Genomic DNA, 14,847 nt, shown 5'->3' on the forward strand with positions numbered 1-14,847 from the left:
GGTTCGCTCCGGATGTCGGTCAGCGTGCGCCGAGGCTTCTGGAGCCGGAGCGGATCCAAGAGGGGACGCTGCTGTACGTCGAGAACATGACCGGACGGCAGGGCAGTTACGCGGAAGATCGCATGTGTGCGCGTGAGGCGACAGAGGAAGAGGCCGAGGACCTTCAACTTGCGGCCGGTTCCGCCGTCCTGATCGTCCACCACGTCGTCTTCGACCTCCAGGACAGGCCGTTGGAGTTCGCTGAGGCCACCTACCCGCCGCATCGCTGGGCGTTCGAGCAGGGCTACCCCCTCACCTGAGGGGGGCAGTTGCAGCGAACCGCTTGCATCGATGAAGTGGCTAATGCCACTATCCAGGAAGTGGCTAAGGCCACTTCACCGGGAGGAGGCGCGGTGTGACGAGTCAGCGGCCGGATCAGGGCACGCAGTTACCTTGCCCGGGTTGCCGGGGGCGCGGCTGGAAGCGTGTCGGCTCGCGTACGACCCTGGCGCTTGCCACCGCCGCCGATCGCACCCGCGCCATATCGAAGCGGCGCTGCCTCGACTGCGACGGTAGCGGCAGGAAGTGAGCACCCATGGCCTACATGATCGACCGCTACCCCTCTGAGGAATCGCCGCGTCTCGGCGCGATGACCTTGCACCCTGTCGCTGAGTCCGTGCCGCGGGCTCGGCGCTGGTTCCGCAAGTTCATCGCCCCGTACAACCCGGCCTGCTCCGTCGACGACTGTGTGCTGATGATCTCGGAGCTGGTGACTAACGCCATCGCTTACGGTCGGTCGGACGACCCCTGGCTCGTTCGGGTCGAGTGGTTCCGTGAGGGAGCTTCGCTTCGGGTCGACGTGCACAACCCCGGCTTTCCGACGCACGTCCGGCTGCGGCACCCCGATGCCGATGACTCCCACGGGCGTGGCCTGCTCCTGGTCGACTCGCTGGCCGAGTCGTGGCATGCCGAACCGAGCCGCTTCGGCGGAACCGTTGTCTCCTTTGTGATGGCCGATGCCTGGCCCGGAGAGTAAGAGTTCGCTCGGCTTCTACTCCGACAATCGAAGATTCGCTAGTCTGGTTGACCAGTTGACTTGGCTAATCCCGACAGGCGGCGCTCATGGCGTATGAAGTGGAGCCACCGAAGTACGTGCGCCTCGCGCAGACGATCCAGCGTCGCATCGAGGACGGCACGTACCCGCCTGGCACTCGGGTGCCCAGCGAGAACCAGTTGGTGCAGTCCTTCGGGATGTCCCGCCCCACCGTCGTACGGGCGCTGGAACTACTGAAGCGGGACGGCTGGCTGGAGTCCCGGCAGGGGTACGGCACGATCGTCCGGGACCGGCCCGAAGTGGTCGAGCAGAAGGACAGGCGGGGTCGAGAAGCCCTGGAGCGCGATGAGTCGCAGACCTTGGGGCGTCTCGTGGAAGTCGCTGAAGTCGTTGTCCCGGCGCGTGTCGCCTCAGCGCTCGGCTTGCCGAAGAAGGCCAAAGTTCTCCTGCGTCGCTTCCTCGTTGAAGAGGAAGGGGAAGCAGTTGAGTTGGTCTCGTCGTACTTCCCCGCCGGCCTGGTGGAGGACACCGAGCTGGCGAGCGCTGAAGTCCTGGCCGGCAGTGTGCGCGAGCACCTGGAAGCGAGAAAGAAGGTCCGCTTCGACCATGTCACGGAGCGGGTTTCGGCTCGGCTCCCTGAGACAGGTGAAGCCGGTCTCCTGGGTCTCCCAGACGGCGTGCCAGTGCTGAGCGTCCTGGTCATCGCGTGCGACGCGTCAGGGCAGGCGTTGCAAGTCTCTGACGTGCTGCTTCCTGCTGACCGACAGGAACTCGAAGATACCTATCGGCTCAGCTGACAGGTGAACCGGTAACTGCGAGTCAGGCTCGAGGTTGTCGGCTGGCAAGTCGGTAGATCACGTACATAAGCGCCAGGATGAAGTCGGCGGCTACCCAGAACGCGACGATCAGGCCCACCCCGATCGTGGTTCCCACGTCGCTCGCGTCCTCGCAGAGCTTCAGGTCTTCTCCCGTCAGGCCCCGGCAACTTTCGGGCGTACCGCTGGCCGTCGAGGCGCCCACAATTACCCAGATCAAGAACAGGATCTGCACCGTGAGAAAGACCCACAGGAAGACCCGGCGCCGCTTCCTCGGCGGCGGTGCCGTGCTGTCCTGACGCGGGGGCTGACTTGGGGGTGACCCCTGAGGCGGTCCCGGCCATGTGCCTGGCGGCGGTGCTGCCCACTGTGGAGTGCGAGGGCCCCACGACTGCGGTTCTGGAGCGCGGTGCTTCTTGCTGTCGCGCCCTCCCTTGCTGCTGACTCCATAGTGCGCTCGGGGCTTCAGGGCCGCTCACCGACCACGGCGAAGTCACTTGACAAGTCAACCTGGCATCCGTAGCTTCGAGCTTGCTAAGTCAACTTGTCAGGTTGGCAGGTTGATCGACTTCAGGAGGAGAAATCTGTGCGTGTGATCCGTATTGACGCCTCGGCCGCCACGATCCTGCTCACCGAAGCGCCGGCGCCGAAGGTGCGTGACCGGCAGACCGGTGAGATCGCCAAGGACGCCGTGAGTGGTGAGGCGCTGATGACGGTCGGCGTCGTCTACATCGACGAGGGTGAGTCGTCGCTGATCCAAGTCACCGTCCCCGAGAGCGGTGTGACGGACGGCCTGACCGTCGGGGCGCCGGTCTCGCTGCCGGGGCTCATCGCCCGGCCGTGGGAGAGCGTCTTCAACGGGCAGCAGCGGCACGGCATCGCCTACCGCGCGACCGCCGTTGCTCCCGGCGCCTTCCCGATGGAGCAGGCGGGCTGATTGTCGTGACCGACCTGGTGACGTGGGCCGAGCTGGGCGGGTCGCTCGCTGCGATAGGCGGCGCGGCCTACGCCCGGCATGCCCATCCGGCGGCGTACTGGTCCACGGTCGGGCTGCCCGTTTCGGTGGCCCGGCTGCTGGCCTCCTACACCTCCACCATGGACGCGTGCGGCCTGACGGTCGAGCCGCCCCGGTGGCGGGCCCTGGCCGTCAAGGCCACGACTCGCCGTGAGGTCCGGCCCGTGCCTCCCCGCCGGGGCATGATCTGGCCCACCTCGACCGGTCTGCGGCTCCGGCTGCGGCTGGCTCCGGGCCAGGAACCGGCGGACGTGGCGGCCTCGGCCGAACGGCTCCGGCACGCCTGGGGCGTTCACGCCGTGTACGTGCGGGACGTCAAGCCCGGTGTCGTGGAACTGCGGCTCGTCGGCTTCGACGTCCTACGCAAGGTACGGATGCCCCGCCAGACCGATGCCGGTCCGCTCCGCGTGCCGGTGGCTCTGCGGGAGGACGCAACCGCCTTCGTACGGGACTACCGGGCCGTACCTCACGAACTCGTGCTCGGCGCCACGCTGTCCGGCAAGTCCATGTTCCTGCGGAACCTGCTCGCCGGGCTGGCCGCTCAGCCGGTCGTCCTGGTCGGGATCGACTGCAAGCGCGGTGTGGAGCTGGCGCCGTTCGCTCCTCGGCTCTCGGCGCTGGCGACCGACCCGGAGCAGGCGGCCGAGCTGCTGCCCGTGCTCGTCAAGGAAATGGAGGACCGATACGACCTGATCAAAGCGCGGCAGGGCCTCGCGCCCGGCACCCCGGATGAGCTGATCACCTCGGACGTCTGGGGCCTGCCGAAAGACGAACGCCCGGCTCCCATCGTGCTGTTCGTCGACGAAGTGGCAGAGCTCTTCCTCGTCGCGACAAGGAAGGAGGAAGAGCGACGGGACGAGATGGTGACCCTGCTCATCCGGCTCGCTCAGCTCGGCCGCGCGGCCGGCATCTACCTGGAGGTGTGCGGCCAGCGCTTCGGGGCCGAGCTGGGCAAGGGAGCGACCATGCTCCGGGCTCAGCTCACCGGGCGGGTCTGCCATCGGGTGAACGACGAAGCGTCCGCGAAGATGGCGCTCGGGGACATCGCCCCTGAGGCTGTCCTGGCCTCCTGCGCCATCGCTGCCGAGTTGCCCGGTCTCGCCGTCGTCGGTGACACGTCCGGCGGCTGGTCCCGCATCCGCACCCCTCACCTGTCCCTCGCCGACGCTGCGGCCACCTGCCGCGAAACGGCGCACCTCGCCCCGGACGTTCCGGCGCTCGCGCCGTTCCGGCCCTACGCCCCTCCCGTGCCGGTGAAGGAGTCCAGCCCTCTGGCCACTCCTCTGCCGATCACCGAGTAGCCAACCCGCTTCCACGGTCGGCGCGGCCGTCCCGCGCCAAATCCCTACCCCACCCATGCCCGGAACTGGAAGGAGTGGCCGTGCGCGCCCTGCCCGTCCGTGCGGACGCCGTGCTCGTGCAAGCGGTGATCGCTGCCGCACTGTCCTTCGCTCACCTGCATGACCTGGCGCTCGCTGCCGGACAGGACGGCTGGAAGGCGTGGGCCTATCCGGTCTCCGTCGACCTGCTGTTGGTCGCGGCCTGGCGGCGCCTGCGCTCCGGTGAGGCGAAAACGGCCGGATGGTGCTGGTTCCTCGTCGCACTGACCGCGTCCCTCGGCGCCAACGTCGCCACCGCCGGACTGCTCGACCTGGAGAACGTACCGGCCTGGCTCCGCATCCTCGTCGCCGGATGGCCCGCGGTCGCCTTCCTCGGCGGCACGCTGCTCGCTCACGGATCAGCGATTCCCAGCGCGGATCCGGTGACGGCACCGGAACCACCTTCGACGGCACAAGCGCCGGAACCGACCGCCGCAGACATCGAGCCGCCCACGGCTGCGCCCGAACTGCCAGCCCGCGCAACCGAGTCGGCTCCACCACCTACGTCTGCGGTACCGCCCGCGCTCGTCACCCTCGCCCGCAAGGTCGCTGACGAACACCGCGCCCGGACCGGGACCGACATCGACACCTCGACCCTTCGCGCCCGGCTCGGTGTCCCGATGCCGCTCGCCGAAGCCATCACCACCCAACTCACCTGACCCGGAGGACTTCCCCCCTTGCGCCCGTCCACGCTCCGCGCGCTGAAGCGCGCCGCCGAGCTGACCCGACAGAACCGCCTGACCGAAGCCGTGCTGATCGCCGAACCGGTGATCCTCGCCGCCGACAGCTACGAGGGCGACGAGATCTTGCGCTGGCTGGCCGACCACGTCACCGACTTCACCGGCGAGACCGACAAGGAGATGCCCTGATGTCCGCCAACCGCCGTTTCCGCCGCGTCGTCCGCATCGGCCCCGTCCAGGTCGGCACCTACTACGACGGCCGGGGCCGCGAGAAGCACACCGCCGCCTGCACGGCTCCGCGGTGCGGCTTCTCCACCGACTACGACAGTCGCGCCGCCGCCGAGCTGGCCGCGCGCACTCACCGCTGCCGCGCCCGCTGAGGAGCTCCCGTGACCGTCTCGCTGCCGCTCGTCTTCGTCCTGGGCGTCATCGCCTGGGCCGCGATCAAGTTCCTCGGCATCCGCCTCTGGGTCGCCGTCGTGATCGCGCTGTTCGGCTTCTGGCTCTCGCACACCATCCTCGCCCCGGCCATCGAGTCCGGCACCCGCACCGGGGTCGACGTCGTCAACGGCACCCACGAATGACACCCCGACCGACAAGGAGTCCCGCGATGTTCCGCCCCAAGCTGCCCGACACCCCGCACGTCCCGAGCATCACCACCCACATCCCGCAGGACCACGCCCCGGCTCCCTCCGCCGGCCGCTCGGTCGCCCCGTTCGTCGGGGTCGGCGCCGGTGCGGTCGCCGCCGTGGTCGTCATCGGCGTCGTCCTCACCGCGCTCCTGGCGGCGGTCGCCGTCTCGGCCGTGTCCGTGGCCATCGCCGCCGTGGTCCTGCGCTCCCTCGTCACCGGCGCGAACAAGCGCTGACCGGCCGCCGGGGCGGCAAACGCCGCCAAGCATCCCGCCGCCCCGGGGCCGTCCCTCCCAACCGCTGAAACAGCCGAAAGGAAGACCCATCATCACCCGGCAGACTCCGCCCCCGCTGGCGGAACTCTCCATGCTGGCCTCCCTCGGCACCATGCCCGAGCTGGCCCGCCAACTCTCCGGCCTGGGCGGCTGCACGAACCCCGTGCGCCTCGACGGCCACCGAACCGAGTACGCGGTCGACCGGACGACCGGAGAGATCGGGCGCGTCCTCCAGCACCTCGACTCGTCCTCCCTGCCCGCCGGAAGTCTCCTCGTCCGCTGCAACAACCGTCGCGCCACCCGCTGCGCGGCCTGTGCGGAGGTCTACCGTCGAGACACCTTCCACCTGATCACCGCCGGACTCCGCGGCGGCAAGGGCACCGCCGAACAGGTCGGCACACACCCACGCGTCTTCGCCACCCTCACCGCACCGAGCTTCGGCCCCGTCCACAACCGGCCCTCCAGCGGGCGGCCCTGCCGCTGCGGTACCTGGCACGACGACACAGACCCGGCCCTCGGCACGCCCCTCGACCCGGACGCATACGACTACGAGGCGGCCGTGCTCTGGAACGCACACGCCGGAGCCCTCTGGCGGCGCTTCTCGATCTACCTGCGCCGTGAGATCGCCAAGCGCGCCGGACTAACCCAACGCGCGTTTCGGCATCACGCGCGCGTCTCCTTCGCCAAGGTCGCCGAGTACCAGAAGCGGGGCGCCGTCCACTTCCACGCGGTCATCCGCCTCGACGGCCCGGAGGGCGGCGACACGGCTCCTCCGGCGTGGACGTCCGCCGAGCTGCTGACCGACGCCATCCACGCCGCCGCCACCGCCACGCGCGTCAACGGACCGAACGTCGACGGCCGCGCCCACACCTTCACCTTCGGCCGCCAACTCGACGTACGCACTATCCGCTCCGCCGACTTCGACGGCGGCCAGGAACTGAGCGACCGGGCTGTAGCGGCATACATCGCCAAGTACGCCACCAAGGGCGCCGAGACAGCGACCGGCACCCTGGACCGGCCGATCCGCTTCCTCTCCGAACTGGAACAGGCCCGGATCACCGACCACGCCCGCCGCATGATCCGCACGGCTTGGACCCTCGGCGCACGCAAGGACCTCGAACACCTCCGCTTACGCGCCTGGGCCCACATGCTCGGCTTCCGCGGCCACTTCTCCACCAAGTCCCGCCGCTACTCCACCACCCTCGGCGCCCTCCGCGACGCCCGCGCCGCATGGCGCCGCGCGCATGCCGACACGGCCGCTCCCCAGGACGGCGAAACCACGCTCGTCCTCGCCCACTGGGTCTTCGCCGGAACCGGCCTCAGCACCGGTGAGCAATGGCTGGCCGCATCCCTCGAACCCGCCCCCGGAACGGAAGGAGAGCCCACCACATGAACGACCGCTACCTGTCCGTCGACCAGGTCGCCGAACTGCTCGGCACGACTCCCCGCTTCCCTCGGCGGCTCATCGAGGAGCGGCGCATCCGGTATGTGAAGGTCGGTCGGCATGTGCGCATCCCGGAGAGCGCCATCGAGGAGTTCGTTCGGTCCAGGACCGTCGAGCCGGTCAAGCCCCGCCGCGCCACCCTTCGGAGGGCCGCCTGATGGCGAACAAGAAGGGGAGACGGCGCCGCTTCGGTGCGGTGCGGCAGTACAGGTCCGGCCGCTGGACCGCGTCGTACCTCGGGCCCAACGGCGAGCGCATTCGGGCGGACGAGACCTTCGACACCAAGAAGGACGCCGAGATCTGGCTGTCCCAGGTAGAGGCCGACCTCAGCCGCGGGGACTGGCGCGCCCCGGACGCCGGAGCCGTCAACTTCCGCGTGTATGCCGAGAAGTGGGTCGAAGAGCGGGAGCTGTCCGTCCGTACCGACGACCTCTACAAGCACCTCCTGCGCCTGTACATCCTCCCGACCTTCGGCACGCTCGACCTGGACGAGATCACGGCTCCCCGCGTCCGTGAGTGGCGAGCGGAGCGACTCCGCACCACCGGGGCCAAGACGGCCGTAGCCAAGGCGTACCGCCTCCTCAAGGCCATCCTGGAGACGGCCGTGGACGACGACCTGATCAGCCGCAATCCGTGCCGGATCAAGGGCGCGGGCAAGGAGTCGGCCGCCGAACGGCGTATCGCCACCGTCGCCCAGGTCGATGCTCTCGCCGACGCGATCGGCATCCGCTGGCGCCTCATGGTCTACCTGGGCGCGTACGGTCCGATGCGGCCGGAGGAGCTGGCCGGCCTTCGCCGCCGAGACGTCGACCTGGACAACCTCGTCATCCGTGTCCGCGTGGCCGAGCCCGAGCGGACGAACGGCAGACGCGCTCCCGGCGAGACCAAGTCCGATGCGGGCGTTCGCACGGTGGTCCTCCCGGCCTTCCTGCACAAGGAGGTGAAGCGGCACCTCGCTTGGTACGCCGAGCAGGGGCCCGATGGGCTGGTCTTCGTCGGCGAGAAGGGCGCCCCGTTCCGGCGTACCTCCTTCGGTCGGAAGTGGCGCCGTGCTCGCGCGGTCGCCGGCCTCCCGGACGGCTTCCGCTTCTACGACCTCCGCCATACCGGGCACACCCTGTCGACCCGCTCCGGCGCCACCCTCAAGGACACGATGGTCCGTGCCGGGCAGTCCTCCGAGAAGGCCGCGCTGATCTACCAGCACTCCGACGAGGAGCGGCAGCGGGAGGTGGCCGCCGGGCTCGACGACCTGGTGCGCGCCGAGCGTGCGAAGTGCCACAAGGGCGACCCTGCGCACCACAGCGAGGAGGCTGCCGAGGGCTAATGGTGCGGTTATGGTGCGCGACCGGCTCACCGGTCTAGACAACAAAGAACCCCCGGGTCCCTGACCTGGGGGTTTCACATGGAGCGGGTGACGAGAATCGAACTCGCGCTCTCAGCTTGGGAAGCTGATGTTCTACCATTAAACTACACCCGCGTAAGACGCCGACCGGAGTCGGGGTCCGAACGGTCGCCACTTTACCTCATGTCAGGCTCCCGGTGCTCATGCCGCGGAGCCTGAGGGCGTTTCAGGGGCGGGATGCGGCTGCGGGTGGCCGGAGTTGGGGCGTACGGTGGGGGCGTGGGCGAGGGTCCGGGCGGGACCGGAGTGCCGCCTGGAGGGCCGTTCCTTTGATCCCGTACTGTGGCTTTTGTCGTCAGGCAAGCAGCAGCCCGACGCGGCTCTTGGGGAAGGGACTCTTGGACTTGATGGAGCGCACCGTCGTCCGTTGTGCGGATGGGCACGTGTTCACCACCGCTTCGTTCCCGATGCAGCAGGCCGACCGGCTCGGCCCCGGCCGGCTGCTTCGGTGTCCGCGATGTGCGCGGCTGCGGAGCGTGGTGCCCGTGAGCTACCAGAAGCGGTAGCGGCGCGGCCCGCCAGAAGAACGCAGGCAGGCGCGCGGAGTCGTCCGGTTGTGGTCGCTCCGCGCGCCTTGCGTATCCTCGGGGCGTGCTTCTCTCAGACAAGGACATCCGGGCCGAGATCGATGCCGGGCGCGTCCGGATCGATCCCTATGACGACGCCATGGTGCAGCCGTCGAGCATCGACGTGCGGCTGGACCGCTACTTCCGGGTGTTCGAGAACCACCGGTACCCCCACATCGACCCCTCGATCGAGCAGGCCGATCTGACCCGGCTCGTCGAGCCGGAGGGGGACGAGCCGTTCATCCTGCATCCCGGGGAGTTCGTCCTCGCCAGTACGTACGAGGTCATCTCGCTGCCCGACGATCTCGCCTCCCGGCTTGAGGGCAAGAGCTCGCTGGGGCGGCTCGGGCTGGTCACGCATTCGACGGCCGGTTTCATCGACCCCGGGTTCAGCGGGCACGTGACCCTTGAGCTGTCCAACCTCGCCACCCTGCCCATCAAGCTGTGGCCGGGGATGAAGATCGGGCAGCTGTGCATGTTCCGGCTCAGCTCGCCCGCCGACTTCCCGTACGGGAGCGAGCGCTACGGGTCGCGGTACCAGGGGCAGCGGGGGCCGACCGCCTCCCGGTCCTTCCTCAACTTCCATCGGACCCAGGTGTGAGCGACCCGAGCGTGAGCGACACGAGCGTGAGCGACCCGAGCGTGAGCGACCCGAGCGTGAGCGGTGTGCGGGAGAACCTGACCTACGAGCAGTTCGGCGTCGCCGTGCGCGAGCTCGCGCAGAGCATCGCCGACGACGGGTACGAGCCCGACATAGTGCTCAGCATCGCCCGCGGCGGTGTCTTCGTGGCCGGCGGGCTCGCCTATGCCCTCGACTGCAAGAACATCCATCTCGTGAACGTCGAGTTCTATACGGGTGTGGGGACGACCCTCGACATGCCCGTCATGCTCGCTCCCGTCCCCAATGTGATCGACTTCTCCGAGAAGAAGGTGCTGATCACCGACGACGTCGCCGACACCGGCAAGACGCTCAAGCTGGTCCGCGACTTCTGTCTCGACACCGTCGCCGAGGTGCGCAGCGCCGTCGTCTACGAGAAGTCGCAGTCGCTGGTGAAGTGCGAGTACGTGTGGAAGCGGACCGATGAGTGGATCAACTTCCCGTGGAGTGTGCTGCCTCCGGTACACAGGTCGGGAGCCGCGCCCAGGGAGAACAAGGAAGCGCTCTGACCTGCGACTCCCCCACTAGCCCGCGGCCAGCACTGCCGCGAGGCCTTCTCGCAGGTCCCTGACGAAATACCCGGGAACCTCCAGCGACGGGAAATGTCCCCCGTTTTCGGGCGACCTCCATCGGACGATCTGCCGGTACCGCTCCTGGGCCCAGGGACGCGGAGACTTCTCGATGTCGCGGGGGTACATGGTGATCGCCGAGGGGACGTCGACCCGGAGTTCGGGGTCGAGTGAGTTGTGGCTTTCGTAGTAGATGCGGGCCGCCGATGCGCCGGTCCGGGTCAGCCAGTACAGGGTGACGTCATCGAGAACGCGGTCCCTGGACATCGTCTCGAACGGACTGTCCTCGGTGTCTGACCACTCGGCGAACTTGTCGAGGATCCAGGCGAGAAGCCCGACCGGTGAGTCGACGAGCGAGTAGCCGATGGTCTGCGGCCGGGTCGCCTGCTGTTTCGCGTACGCCGCGCGGTGGCGCCAGAAATCCCGGGTTTCCTCCGTCCACTGGCGCTCGACCGTCGTCAGCCCGTCCGTCGTCAACCCGGGAGGTGCCTCCGCGAACGTGGTGTGGATGCCGAGCACGTGCGCCGGGAACCTGCCGCCGAGGACCGTCGTGATATTGCCTCCCCAGTCGCCGCCGTGGGCCGCGAACCTGGTGTAGCCGAGCCTGCCCATCAGTTCCACCCATGCGGCCGCGATCTTTTCCGTTCCCCACCCGGTGGTGGCCGGCTTGTCGCTGTAACCGAAGCCCGGCAGCGACGGGACCACGACGTGGAACGCCGGCGCGTCCGCGTCCTCCGGATCTGCCAGCTCGTCCACGACGTCGATGAACTCGGCGATGCTCCCCGGCCAGCCGTGCGTGAGGATCACAGGAGTGGCGTCCGCGCGTGCGGACCGGCGGTGCAGGAAGTGGATTCCCAGATCATCGATGGTCGTGCGGAACTGGCCGATCCGGTTGAGGCGCTCCTCGAACGACCGCCAGTCGTACCCGGTGCGCCAGTAGTCCACGACCTCGACGAGGTCGGCGAGGGGAACGCCCTGCTCCCATCGGCGAGGGCCGGACGCGGCGCGCTGGACCGTCTCGGCCTCCGGCAGCCGCGCGGCGGCCAGTCGCGCGCGCAGATCGTCGAGGTCGGCGTCGGCCGCGCGGGCTTCGAATGCTCGTACGTCGCTGGTCGGGCGGGGCATGTGACCTCCTGGCCGTCGCGGAACCGGCCACTGTCCAGTGAACCGGCTTAGACGGTTCTAACAGGCACTCGATGCCGGGGCGCAACCTGCTAAGGTGGTTCCATGCCTGCTGGTTTCCCCGACTTCCGCCTCGGGAATGTGCTGGCGACCAGCTTCACGGGGACCCTGTCGGAGCGTCATGGCAACGCTGTCGAGCGCATTCCCACCCCGCAGCGACTCGTCGACTGGCTGGCCGTGTACGGCCTCGCGGTGGACTCCTGCACCACCGCCCAGCTCGACCTCGCCCGGGAACTGAGGGAGTCGATTCACGCCGCCGCGACAGCGGCCGCGATCCAGGCCCCTCTCCCTGCGTCCGCTGTCCAGGTCATCAATGACCGCAGCGTTCACGGCCGGGCCGCGGCTGTCCTGACGCCCGAGGGCGAGCGGCGATGGCGGCTCGGCTCGGCTTCCTGTGTGGAAGACGCCCTCAGCGTGATCGCCGCCGACGCGATCAGCATCATCGCGGGCGAACGAGACGGAAGGCTGGCCTTGTGCGCGTCGCCGACCTGTCAAGCCGCCTTCTTCGACACCAGCCAGAGCCGCACCCGTAAATGGTGTGACATGAACACGTGCGGGAATCGTCAGAAGAAGGCGCGCTTCCACGCCAACCGGCGGAAGAATCCCGGGTCAGCGGAGTGATCGGTGGACGCAAGAAGACAAGAAGAAAGGGGCTCCCCTTCCGGGGAGCCCCTTTCTTCTTGCCGTGCGGCAGACCTCAGACCGTGCCCAGCTTCACGATCGACAGCAGTGCGATCAGCTGGATCGCCGACGCGCCCAGCGCCTTCGGCCAGGGCAGGTCGTGGGAGCGGCCGACCATGAGGGTCAGCAGCGCGCCGCCCGCGACCCAGGTGGCCCAGCCCAGCAGCTGGACGAACGTCGCGTCGCCGCCGGCGAACATCGCGAAGACCAGGCGGGGCGCGTCCGTGAGCGACATGATCAGCATGGACAGGCCGACCGTGGGCTGCCAGGCGCCGTCGCCGCCGAGCTGGCGGGCGAGCGTGTGCGTGACCACGCCCAGGATGAACGCGCTGAGCACCATCGCGACCGCTGTCGTCAGGACGATGGGGACGGCGTTCGAGAGTGTGGCGTTTATCGCGTCCTTGCGGGCGCCGTCGAAGCCGAAGACGGCGAGCAGGCCGTAGAGGAACGTGACGATCAGGGCCGGGCCCCACATCGTGTAGTCCCGCATCTGGAGGAACGTCTGGTTCGGGGCGAGGACGATGCCCTTCAGCAGGGCCTTCCAGTGCAGGCGCGGGCCGACCGGGCCGGGCGGCGGGGCGGCCGAGCCGGCGCGGTAGGTGTCGCCCTCGCTGTAGGGGTCCTCGCCGACCGAGAAGGCCTGGGTGTGGCCCGGGTTGTTCGCCGCGTACGGGTCGTGCGGGCCCTGCGGGCCGGGCGGGTACGCGCCGTCGCCGAAGTACTCCGGCTCGCCGTGGTCGCCGTAGCCGCCGCCCGGCCGCCCGGCGTTCGGCTGCGGCCAGGCGGGGCCGCCGCCGCTGCCGTAGGGCGGCTGCTGCTGCGGGTACGGCTGCGGCGCCGGCGGGTAGCCGTACGACGGTCCCTGCGGCGTCTGCTGCCCGTTCGGAGGGTTGTGCGGTCGCGTCTGAGGAGCGCCGTTGTTCCGGCCGCGTCCGATCCTGAATCCAGCCACGTCTTCGAACGTACCTGGTCCCCGGCGGTGGCGTGCCGGGCCCGGGCTTCCGGGCCCGGCTTTGCGGCCGAGCTGTGACATCCCTTAGGGGTAAGGGCCTTTGGGCGTCCGTGGGTTGTAGGGGTTCGGCCGTACGGGCTCCCCGGAGTACCCCGGGCCGGCCCGGGCTGGTCTTCCCTGGGTACCCCGGACCGGACCGGGCCGGTCAGTCGGGAAGCGACCCGCCCAGGTCCGGCAGGACGATCGCGCCGGTCTTCGTCGGCGTCGTGCCCGTGCCCGGCATCAGCAGCGCGCCGTCCGCCGCGCCCACGGCCAGGTCGGCGCGGCCGTCGGCGGTCAGGTCGCGCAGGCGGACGGTGTAACCGAAGGCGGCGTCGGAGGCGGCCGGGCCCAGGACCGTCTGGGCGATCCAGGAGGAGCGGGCGCCGCTGAGGCCGCCGGAGCCGCCGCGGAAGACGTGGACACCGCCCTGGTCCGGCCGGCCGTCGACGTCCTCGTGCGGCACGCCGACGGCGAGGTCCGCGTAGCCGTCGCCGTTGGTGTCGGCGGCCGAGATCGCGTAGCCGAAGTCGTCGCCGGCCTCCGGGGTGCCGGAGACGCCCGAGGTGGCCTGGGTGAACGTGGTCGCCGTGCCCGGGCCCGTCGACGTGCCGCGCCAGATCGTGACCGCGCCCTTGCCGTTGTCCTTGTCGGGCACGCCGAGGGCGATGTCGCCGTAGCCGTTCTTGTCGAAGTCGCCGATGACCGGGCTCGGGTAGAGGCCCTGCTGCCGGTCGCTGAGGGTCCGGGACGCGCCCGAGGCGAGGCCGGAGGAGGTGCCCTTGAGGAACCAGGCGCGCTCGCGGATGTCGCTGCCGGTGATCTCCGTGCCGATCACCACCAGGTCCGTCCTGCCGTCGCCGTCGACCTTTCCGGCGCCGAGAGCGGAGGAGTACCAGCCGCCGGAGGCCTTGTCGATCTTGCTGACCTTCCCGGTCGTGCCCGACTTGGTGAACGGGCCCCGGTACAGCCACGCCTCCTCGCCGCCGATCACTGCCAGGTCGGGCGAGCCGTCGCCGGTGAAGTCACCGGTGGCGAGGTCGCGGCCGAAGTGGCCGCCCGCGCCGCCGGCCGGCGTGAGGTTGGTGCCGCCGGACAGGCCGGACTTGGAGCCCCACAGCACGGTGACCGTGCCGCGGTACTCGGCGCTGCCCACGTGCTCGGTGGGGTTGCCGACGACGAGGTCCGCGTAGCCGTCCTTGTTGAGGTCGGCGCTCGCGAGGGACGCGCCGAACTGGTCGTCCTCCTCCCCGGCCCCGGGGACGCCGGGGCTGTCCTGGTGGAGGTACTTCGGGTGGGCGGTGTCGAGGCCGGTGGCGGTGCCGTGGACGACGGTGACGGTGCCGCCCTCGCGGTCCACGTCGTCGTAGCCGCCGTAGGCGAGGTCGCGGCGGCCGTCGCCGTTGAAGTCGTCGTAGTGCCTGGCCACCGCCGCGGAGGCCGGGCCGGTGAGGAACACGGGGGTGATGCCGGTCGCCAGCAGTGCGGTGACCAGGGCGGCCGTGGTGGGTCTGCGCATGGTGTC

20 protein-coding genes and 1 tRNA gene are annotated in these 14,847 nt (G+C 69.6%); 16 read left to right on the plus strand and 5 right to left on the minus strand.

Going from position 1 to position 14,847, the window contains the following annotated elements:
* The 3 genes from ACFZDA_RS37470 to ACFZDA_RS37480 form a co-directional block, all read left to right on the plus strand.
* The coding region (locus tag ACFZDA_RS37470; RefSeq protein ID WP_391090302.1) for a UTRA domain-containing protein at positions 1-299 on the plus strand (299 nt) is incomplete at its 5' end.
* A gap of 275 nt (positions 300-574) precedes the next feature.
* The gene (locus ACFZDA_RS37475; protein ID WP_391090304.1) at positions 575-1,015 is read left to right on the plus strand and encodes an ATP-binding protein; all 441 of its coding nucleotides are present in this window, start codon (positions 575-577) and stop codon (positions 1,013-1,015) included.
* An 86-nt stretch (positions 1,016-1,101) separates the two neighbouring features.
* Positions 1,102-1,830 (plus strand): UTRA domain-containing protein, encoded by a 729-nt coding sequence (locus ACFZDA_RS37480; RefSeq protein ID WP_391090306.1) that lies wholly within the window; start codon positions 1,102-1,104, stop codon positions 1,828-1,830.
* Between the two features lie 22 nt (positions 1,831-1,852).
* On the opposite strand, the gene ACFZDA_RS37485 is transcribed toward ACFZDA_RS37480, so the two are convergent.
* Positions 1,853-2,083, minus strand: coding sequence for a hypothetical protein (locus ACFZDA_RS37485; RefSeq protein ID WP_391090308.1), 231 nt, complete (start codon positions 2,081-2,083; stop codon positions 1,853-1,855).
* Positions 2,084-2,434: 351 nt separating this feature from the next.
* Between ACFZDA_RS37485 and ACFZDA_RS37490 the strand changes: the two genes are divergently transcribed.
* From ACFZDA_RS37490 to ACFZDA_RS37535, 10 genes are all read left to right on the plus strand, one after another.
* A complete protein-coding gene (locus ACFZDA_RS37490) occupies positions 2,435-2,785 on the plus strand; it encodes a hypothetical protein (RefSeq protein WP_037765211.1) in 351 nt (116 codons plus the stop codon).
* A gap of 5 nt (positions 2,786-2,790) precedes the next feature.
* Positions 2,791-4,164, plus strand: a complete 1,374-nt coding sequence (locus ACFZDA_RS37495; RefSeq protein ID WP_391090310.1) for an FtsK/SpoIIIE domain-containing protein — start codon at positions 2,791-2,793, stop codon at positions 4,162-4,164.
* 80 nt (positions 4,165-4,244) lie between these two features.
* Positions 4,245-4,901 carry a DUF2637 domain-containing protein gene (locus ACFZDA_RS37500; RefSeq protein WP_391090312.1) on the plus strand — a complete coding sequence of 219 codons (657 nt, stop codon included), beginning with the start codon at positions 4,245-4,247 and terminating at the stop codon, positions 4,899-4,901.
* A gap of 18 nt (positions 4,902-4,919) precedes the next feature.
* Positions 4,920-5,111 (plus strand): hypothetical protein, encoded by a 192-nt coding sequence (locus ACFZDA_RS37505; protein ID WP_104783024.1) that lies wholly within the window; start codon positions 4,920-4,922, stop codon positions 5,109-5,111.
* Entirely contained in the window at positions 5,111-5,302 is a 192-nt protein-coding gene (locus ACFZDA_RS37510; RefSeq protein ID WP_391090315.1) for a mobile element transfer protein, read from the plus strand. Before ACFZDA_RS37505 ends, ACFZDA_RS37510 begins: the two co-directional genes overlap by 1 nt.
* A gap of 9 nt (positions 5,303-5,311) precedes the next feature.
* The gene (locus ACFZDA_RS37515) at positions 5,312-5,506 is read left to right on the plus strand and encodes a hypothetical protein (RefSeq protein WP_037765200.1); all 195 of its coding nucleotides are present in this window, start codon (positions 5,312-5,314) and stop codon (positions 5,504-5,506) included.
* 26 nt (positions 5,507-5,532) lie between these two features.
* Complete coding sequence (locus ACFZDA_RS37520) at positions 5,533-5,790, plus strand: SpdD protein (RefSeq protein WP_391090317.1); 258 nt, start codon at positions 5,533-5,535, stop codon at positions 5,788-5,790.
* 130 nt (positions 5,791-5,920) lie between these two features.
* Positions 5,921-7,222, plus strand: a complete 1,302-nt coding sequence (locus ACFZDA_RS37525; RefSeq protein ID WP_391090319.1) for a replication initiator — start codon at positions 5,921-5,923, stop codon at positions 7,220-7,222.
* The gene (locus tag ACFZDA_RS37530; protein ID WP_199214848.1) at positions 7,219-7,431 is read left to right on the plus strand and encodes an excisionase family DNA-binding protein; all 213 of its coding nucleotides are present in this window, start codon (positions 7,219-7,221) and stop codon (positions 7,429-7,431) included. Before ACFZDA_RS37525 ends, ACFZDA_RS37530 begins: the two co-directional genes overlap by 4 nt.
* The gene (locus tag ACFZDA_RS37535; RefSeq protein WP_391090321.1) at positions 7,431-8,597 is read left to right on the plus strand and encodes a tyrosine-type recombinase/integrase; all 1,167 of its coding nucleotides are present in this window, start codon (positions 7,431-7,433) and stop codon (positions 8,595-8,597) included. The genes ACFZDA_RS37530 and ACFZDA_RS37535 overlap by 1 nt, the downstream gene beginning before the upstream one ends.
* 79 nt (positions 8,598-8,676) lie before the next feature.
* On the opposite strand, the gene ACFZDA_RS37540 is transcribed toward ACFZDA_RS37535, so the two are convergent.
* Positions 8,677-8,750: transfer RNA gene (locus ACFZDA_RS37540), tRNA-Gly, on the minus strand.
* 516 nt (positions 8,751-9,266) lie between these two features.
* Here ACFZDA_RS37540 and dcd point away from each other — a divergent pair.
* Positions 9,267-9,842, plus strand: a complete 576-nt coding sequence (gene dcd / locus ACFZDA_RS37545) for a dCTP deaminase (protein ID WP_010032156.1) — start codon at positions 9,267-9,269, stop codon at positions 9,840-9,842.
* A 56-nt stretch (positions 9,843-9,898) separates the two neighbouring features.
* A complete protein-coding gene (locus tag ACFZDA_RS37550) occupies positions 9,899-10,408 on the plus strand; it encodes a phosphoribosyltransferase family protein (RefSeq protein ID WP_391090527.1) in 510 nt (169 codons plus the stop codon).
* A 15-nt stretch (positions 10,409-10,423) separates the two neighbouring features.
* Here the strand turns inward: ACFZDA_RS37550 and ACFZDA_RS37555 are convergent, their stop codons facing one another.
* The gene (locus tag ACFZDA_RS37555) at positions 10,424-11,593 is read right to left on the minus strand and encodes an alpha/beta fold hydrolase (RefSeq protein ID WP_391090324.1); all 1,170 of its coding nucleotides are present in this window, start codon (positions 11,591-11,593) and stop codon (positions 10,424-10,426) included.
* Between the two features lie 102 nt (positions 11,594-11,695).
* Between ACFZDA_RS37555 and ACFZDA_RS37560 the strand changes: the two genes are divergently transcribed.
* On the plus strand, positions 11,696-12,271 hold the full coding sequence (locus ACFZDA_RS37560; RefSeq protein ID WP_391090326.1) for an ABATE domain-containing protein: 576 nt from the start codon (positions 11,696-11,698) through the stop codon (positions 12,269-12,271).
* A 76-nt stretch (positions 12,272-12,347) separates the two neighbouring features.
* Here ACFZDA_RS37560 and ACFZDA_RS37565 read toward each other — a convergent pair whose 3' ends face one another.
* Both ACFZDA_RS37565 and ACFZDA_RS37570 read right to left on the minus strand, forming a co-directional pair.
* Complete coding sequence (locus ACFZDA_RS37565; RefSeq protein WP_391090328.1) at positions 12,348-13,364, minus strand: YIP1 family protein; 1,017 nt, start codon at positions 13,362-13,364, stop codon at positions 12,348-12,350.
* 124 nt (positions 13,365-13,488) lie between these two features.
* Entirely contained in the window at positions 13,489-14,841 is a 1,353-nt protein-coding gene (locus tag ACFZDA_RS37570; protein WP_391090329.1) for an FG-GAP-like repeat-containing protein, read from the minus strand.
* Positions 14,842-14,847 lie beyond the last annotated feature (6 nt).

Source organism: Streptomyces sp. NPDC007991 (genome assembly GCF_042958445.1).
In the GTDB taxonomy this organism is placed as follows: Bacteria; Actinomycetota; Actinomycetes; order Streptomycetales; family Streptomycetaceae; genus Streptomyces.

Excerpts from the sequence above, each read along its gene's own strand:
- ACFZDA_RS37570 (WP_391090329.1), bottom strand. The coding sequence starts at position 14,841 with ATGCGCAGACCCACCACGGCCGCCCTGGTCACCGCACTGCTGGCGACC.
- ACFZDA_RS37565 (WP_391090328.1), bottom strand. The coding sequence starts at position 13,364 with ATGTCACAGCTCGGCCGCAAAGCCGGGCCCGGAAGCCCGGGCCCGGCA.
- ACFZDA_RS37480 (WP_391090306.1), top strand. The coding sequence starts at position 1,102 with ATGGCGTATGAAGTGGAGCCACCGAAGTACGTGCGCCTCGCGCAGACG.
- ACFZDA_RS37535 (WP_391090321.1), top strand. The coding sequence starts at position 7,431 with ATGGCGAACAAGAAGGGGAGACGGCGCCGCTTCGGTGCGGTGCGGCAG.
- ACFZDA_RS37555 (WP_391090324.1), bottom strand. The coding sequence starts at position 11,593 with ATGCCCCGCCCGACCAGCGACGTACGAGCATTCGAAGCCCGCGCGGCC.
- ACFZDA_RS37530 (WP_199214848.1), top strand. The coding sequence starts at position 7,219 with ATGAACGACCGCTACCTGTCCGTCGACCAGGTCGCCGAACTGCTCGGC.
- ACFZDA_RS37520 (WP_391090317.1), top strand. The coding sequence starts at position 5,533 with ATGTTCCGCCCCAAGCTGCCCGACACCCCGCACGTCCCGAGCATCACC.
- ACFZDA_RS37475 (WP_391090304.1), top strand. The coding sequence starts at position 575 with ATGGCCTACATGATCGACCGCTACCCCTCTGAGGAATCGCCGCGTCTC.
- ACFZDA_RS37525 (WP_391090319.1), top strand. The coding sequence starts at position 5,921 with ATGCTGGCCTCCCTCGGCACCATGCCCGAGCTGGCCCGCCAACTCTCC.
- ACFZDA_RS37560 (WP_391090326.1), top strand. The coding sequence starts at position 11,696 with ATGCCTGCTGGTTTCCCCGACTTCCGCCTCGGGAATGTGCTGGCGACC.
- ACFZDA_RS37510 (WP_391090315.1), top strand. The coding sequence starts at position 5,111 with ATGTCCGCCAACCGCCGTTTCCGCCGCGTCGTCCGCATCGGCCCCGTC.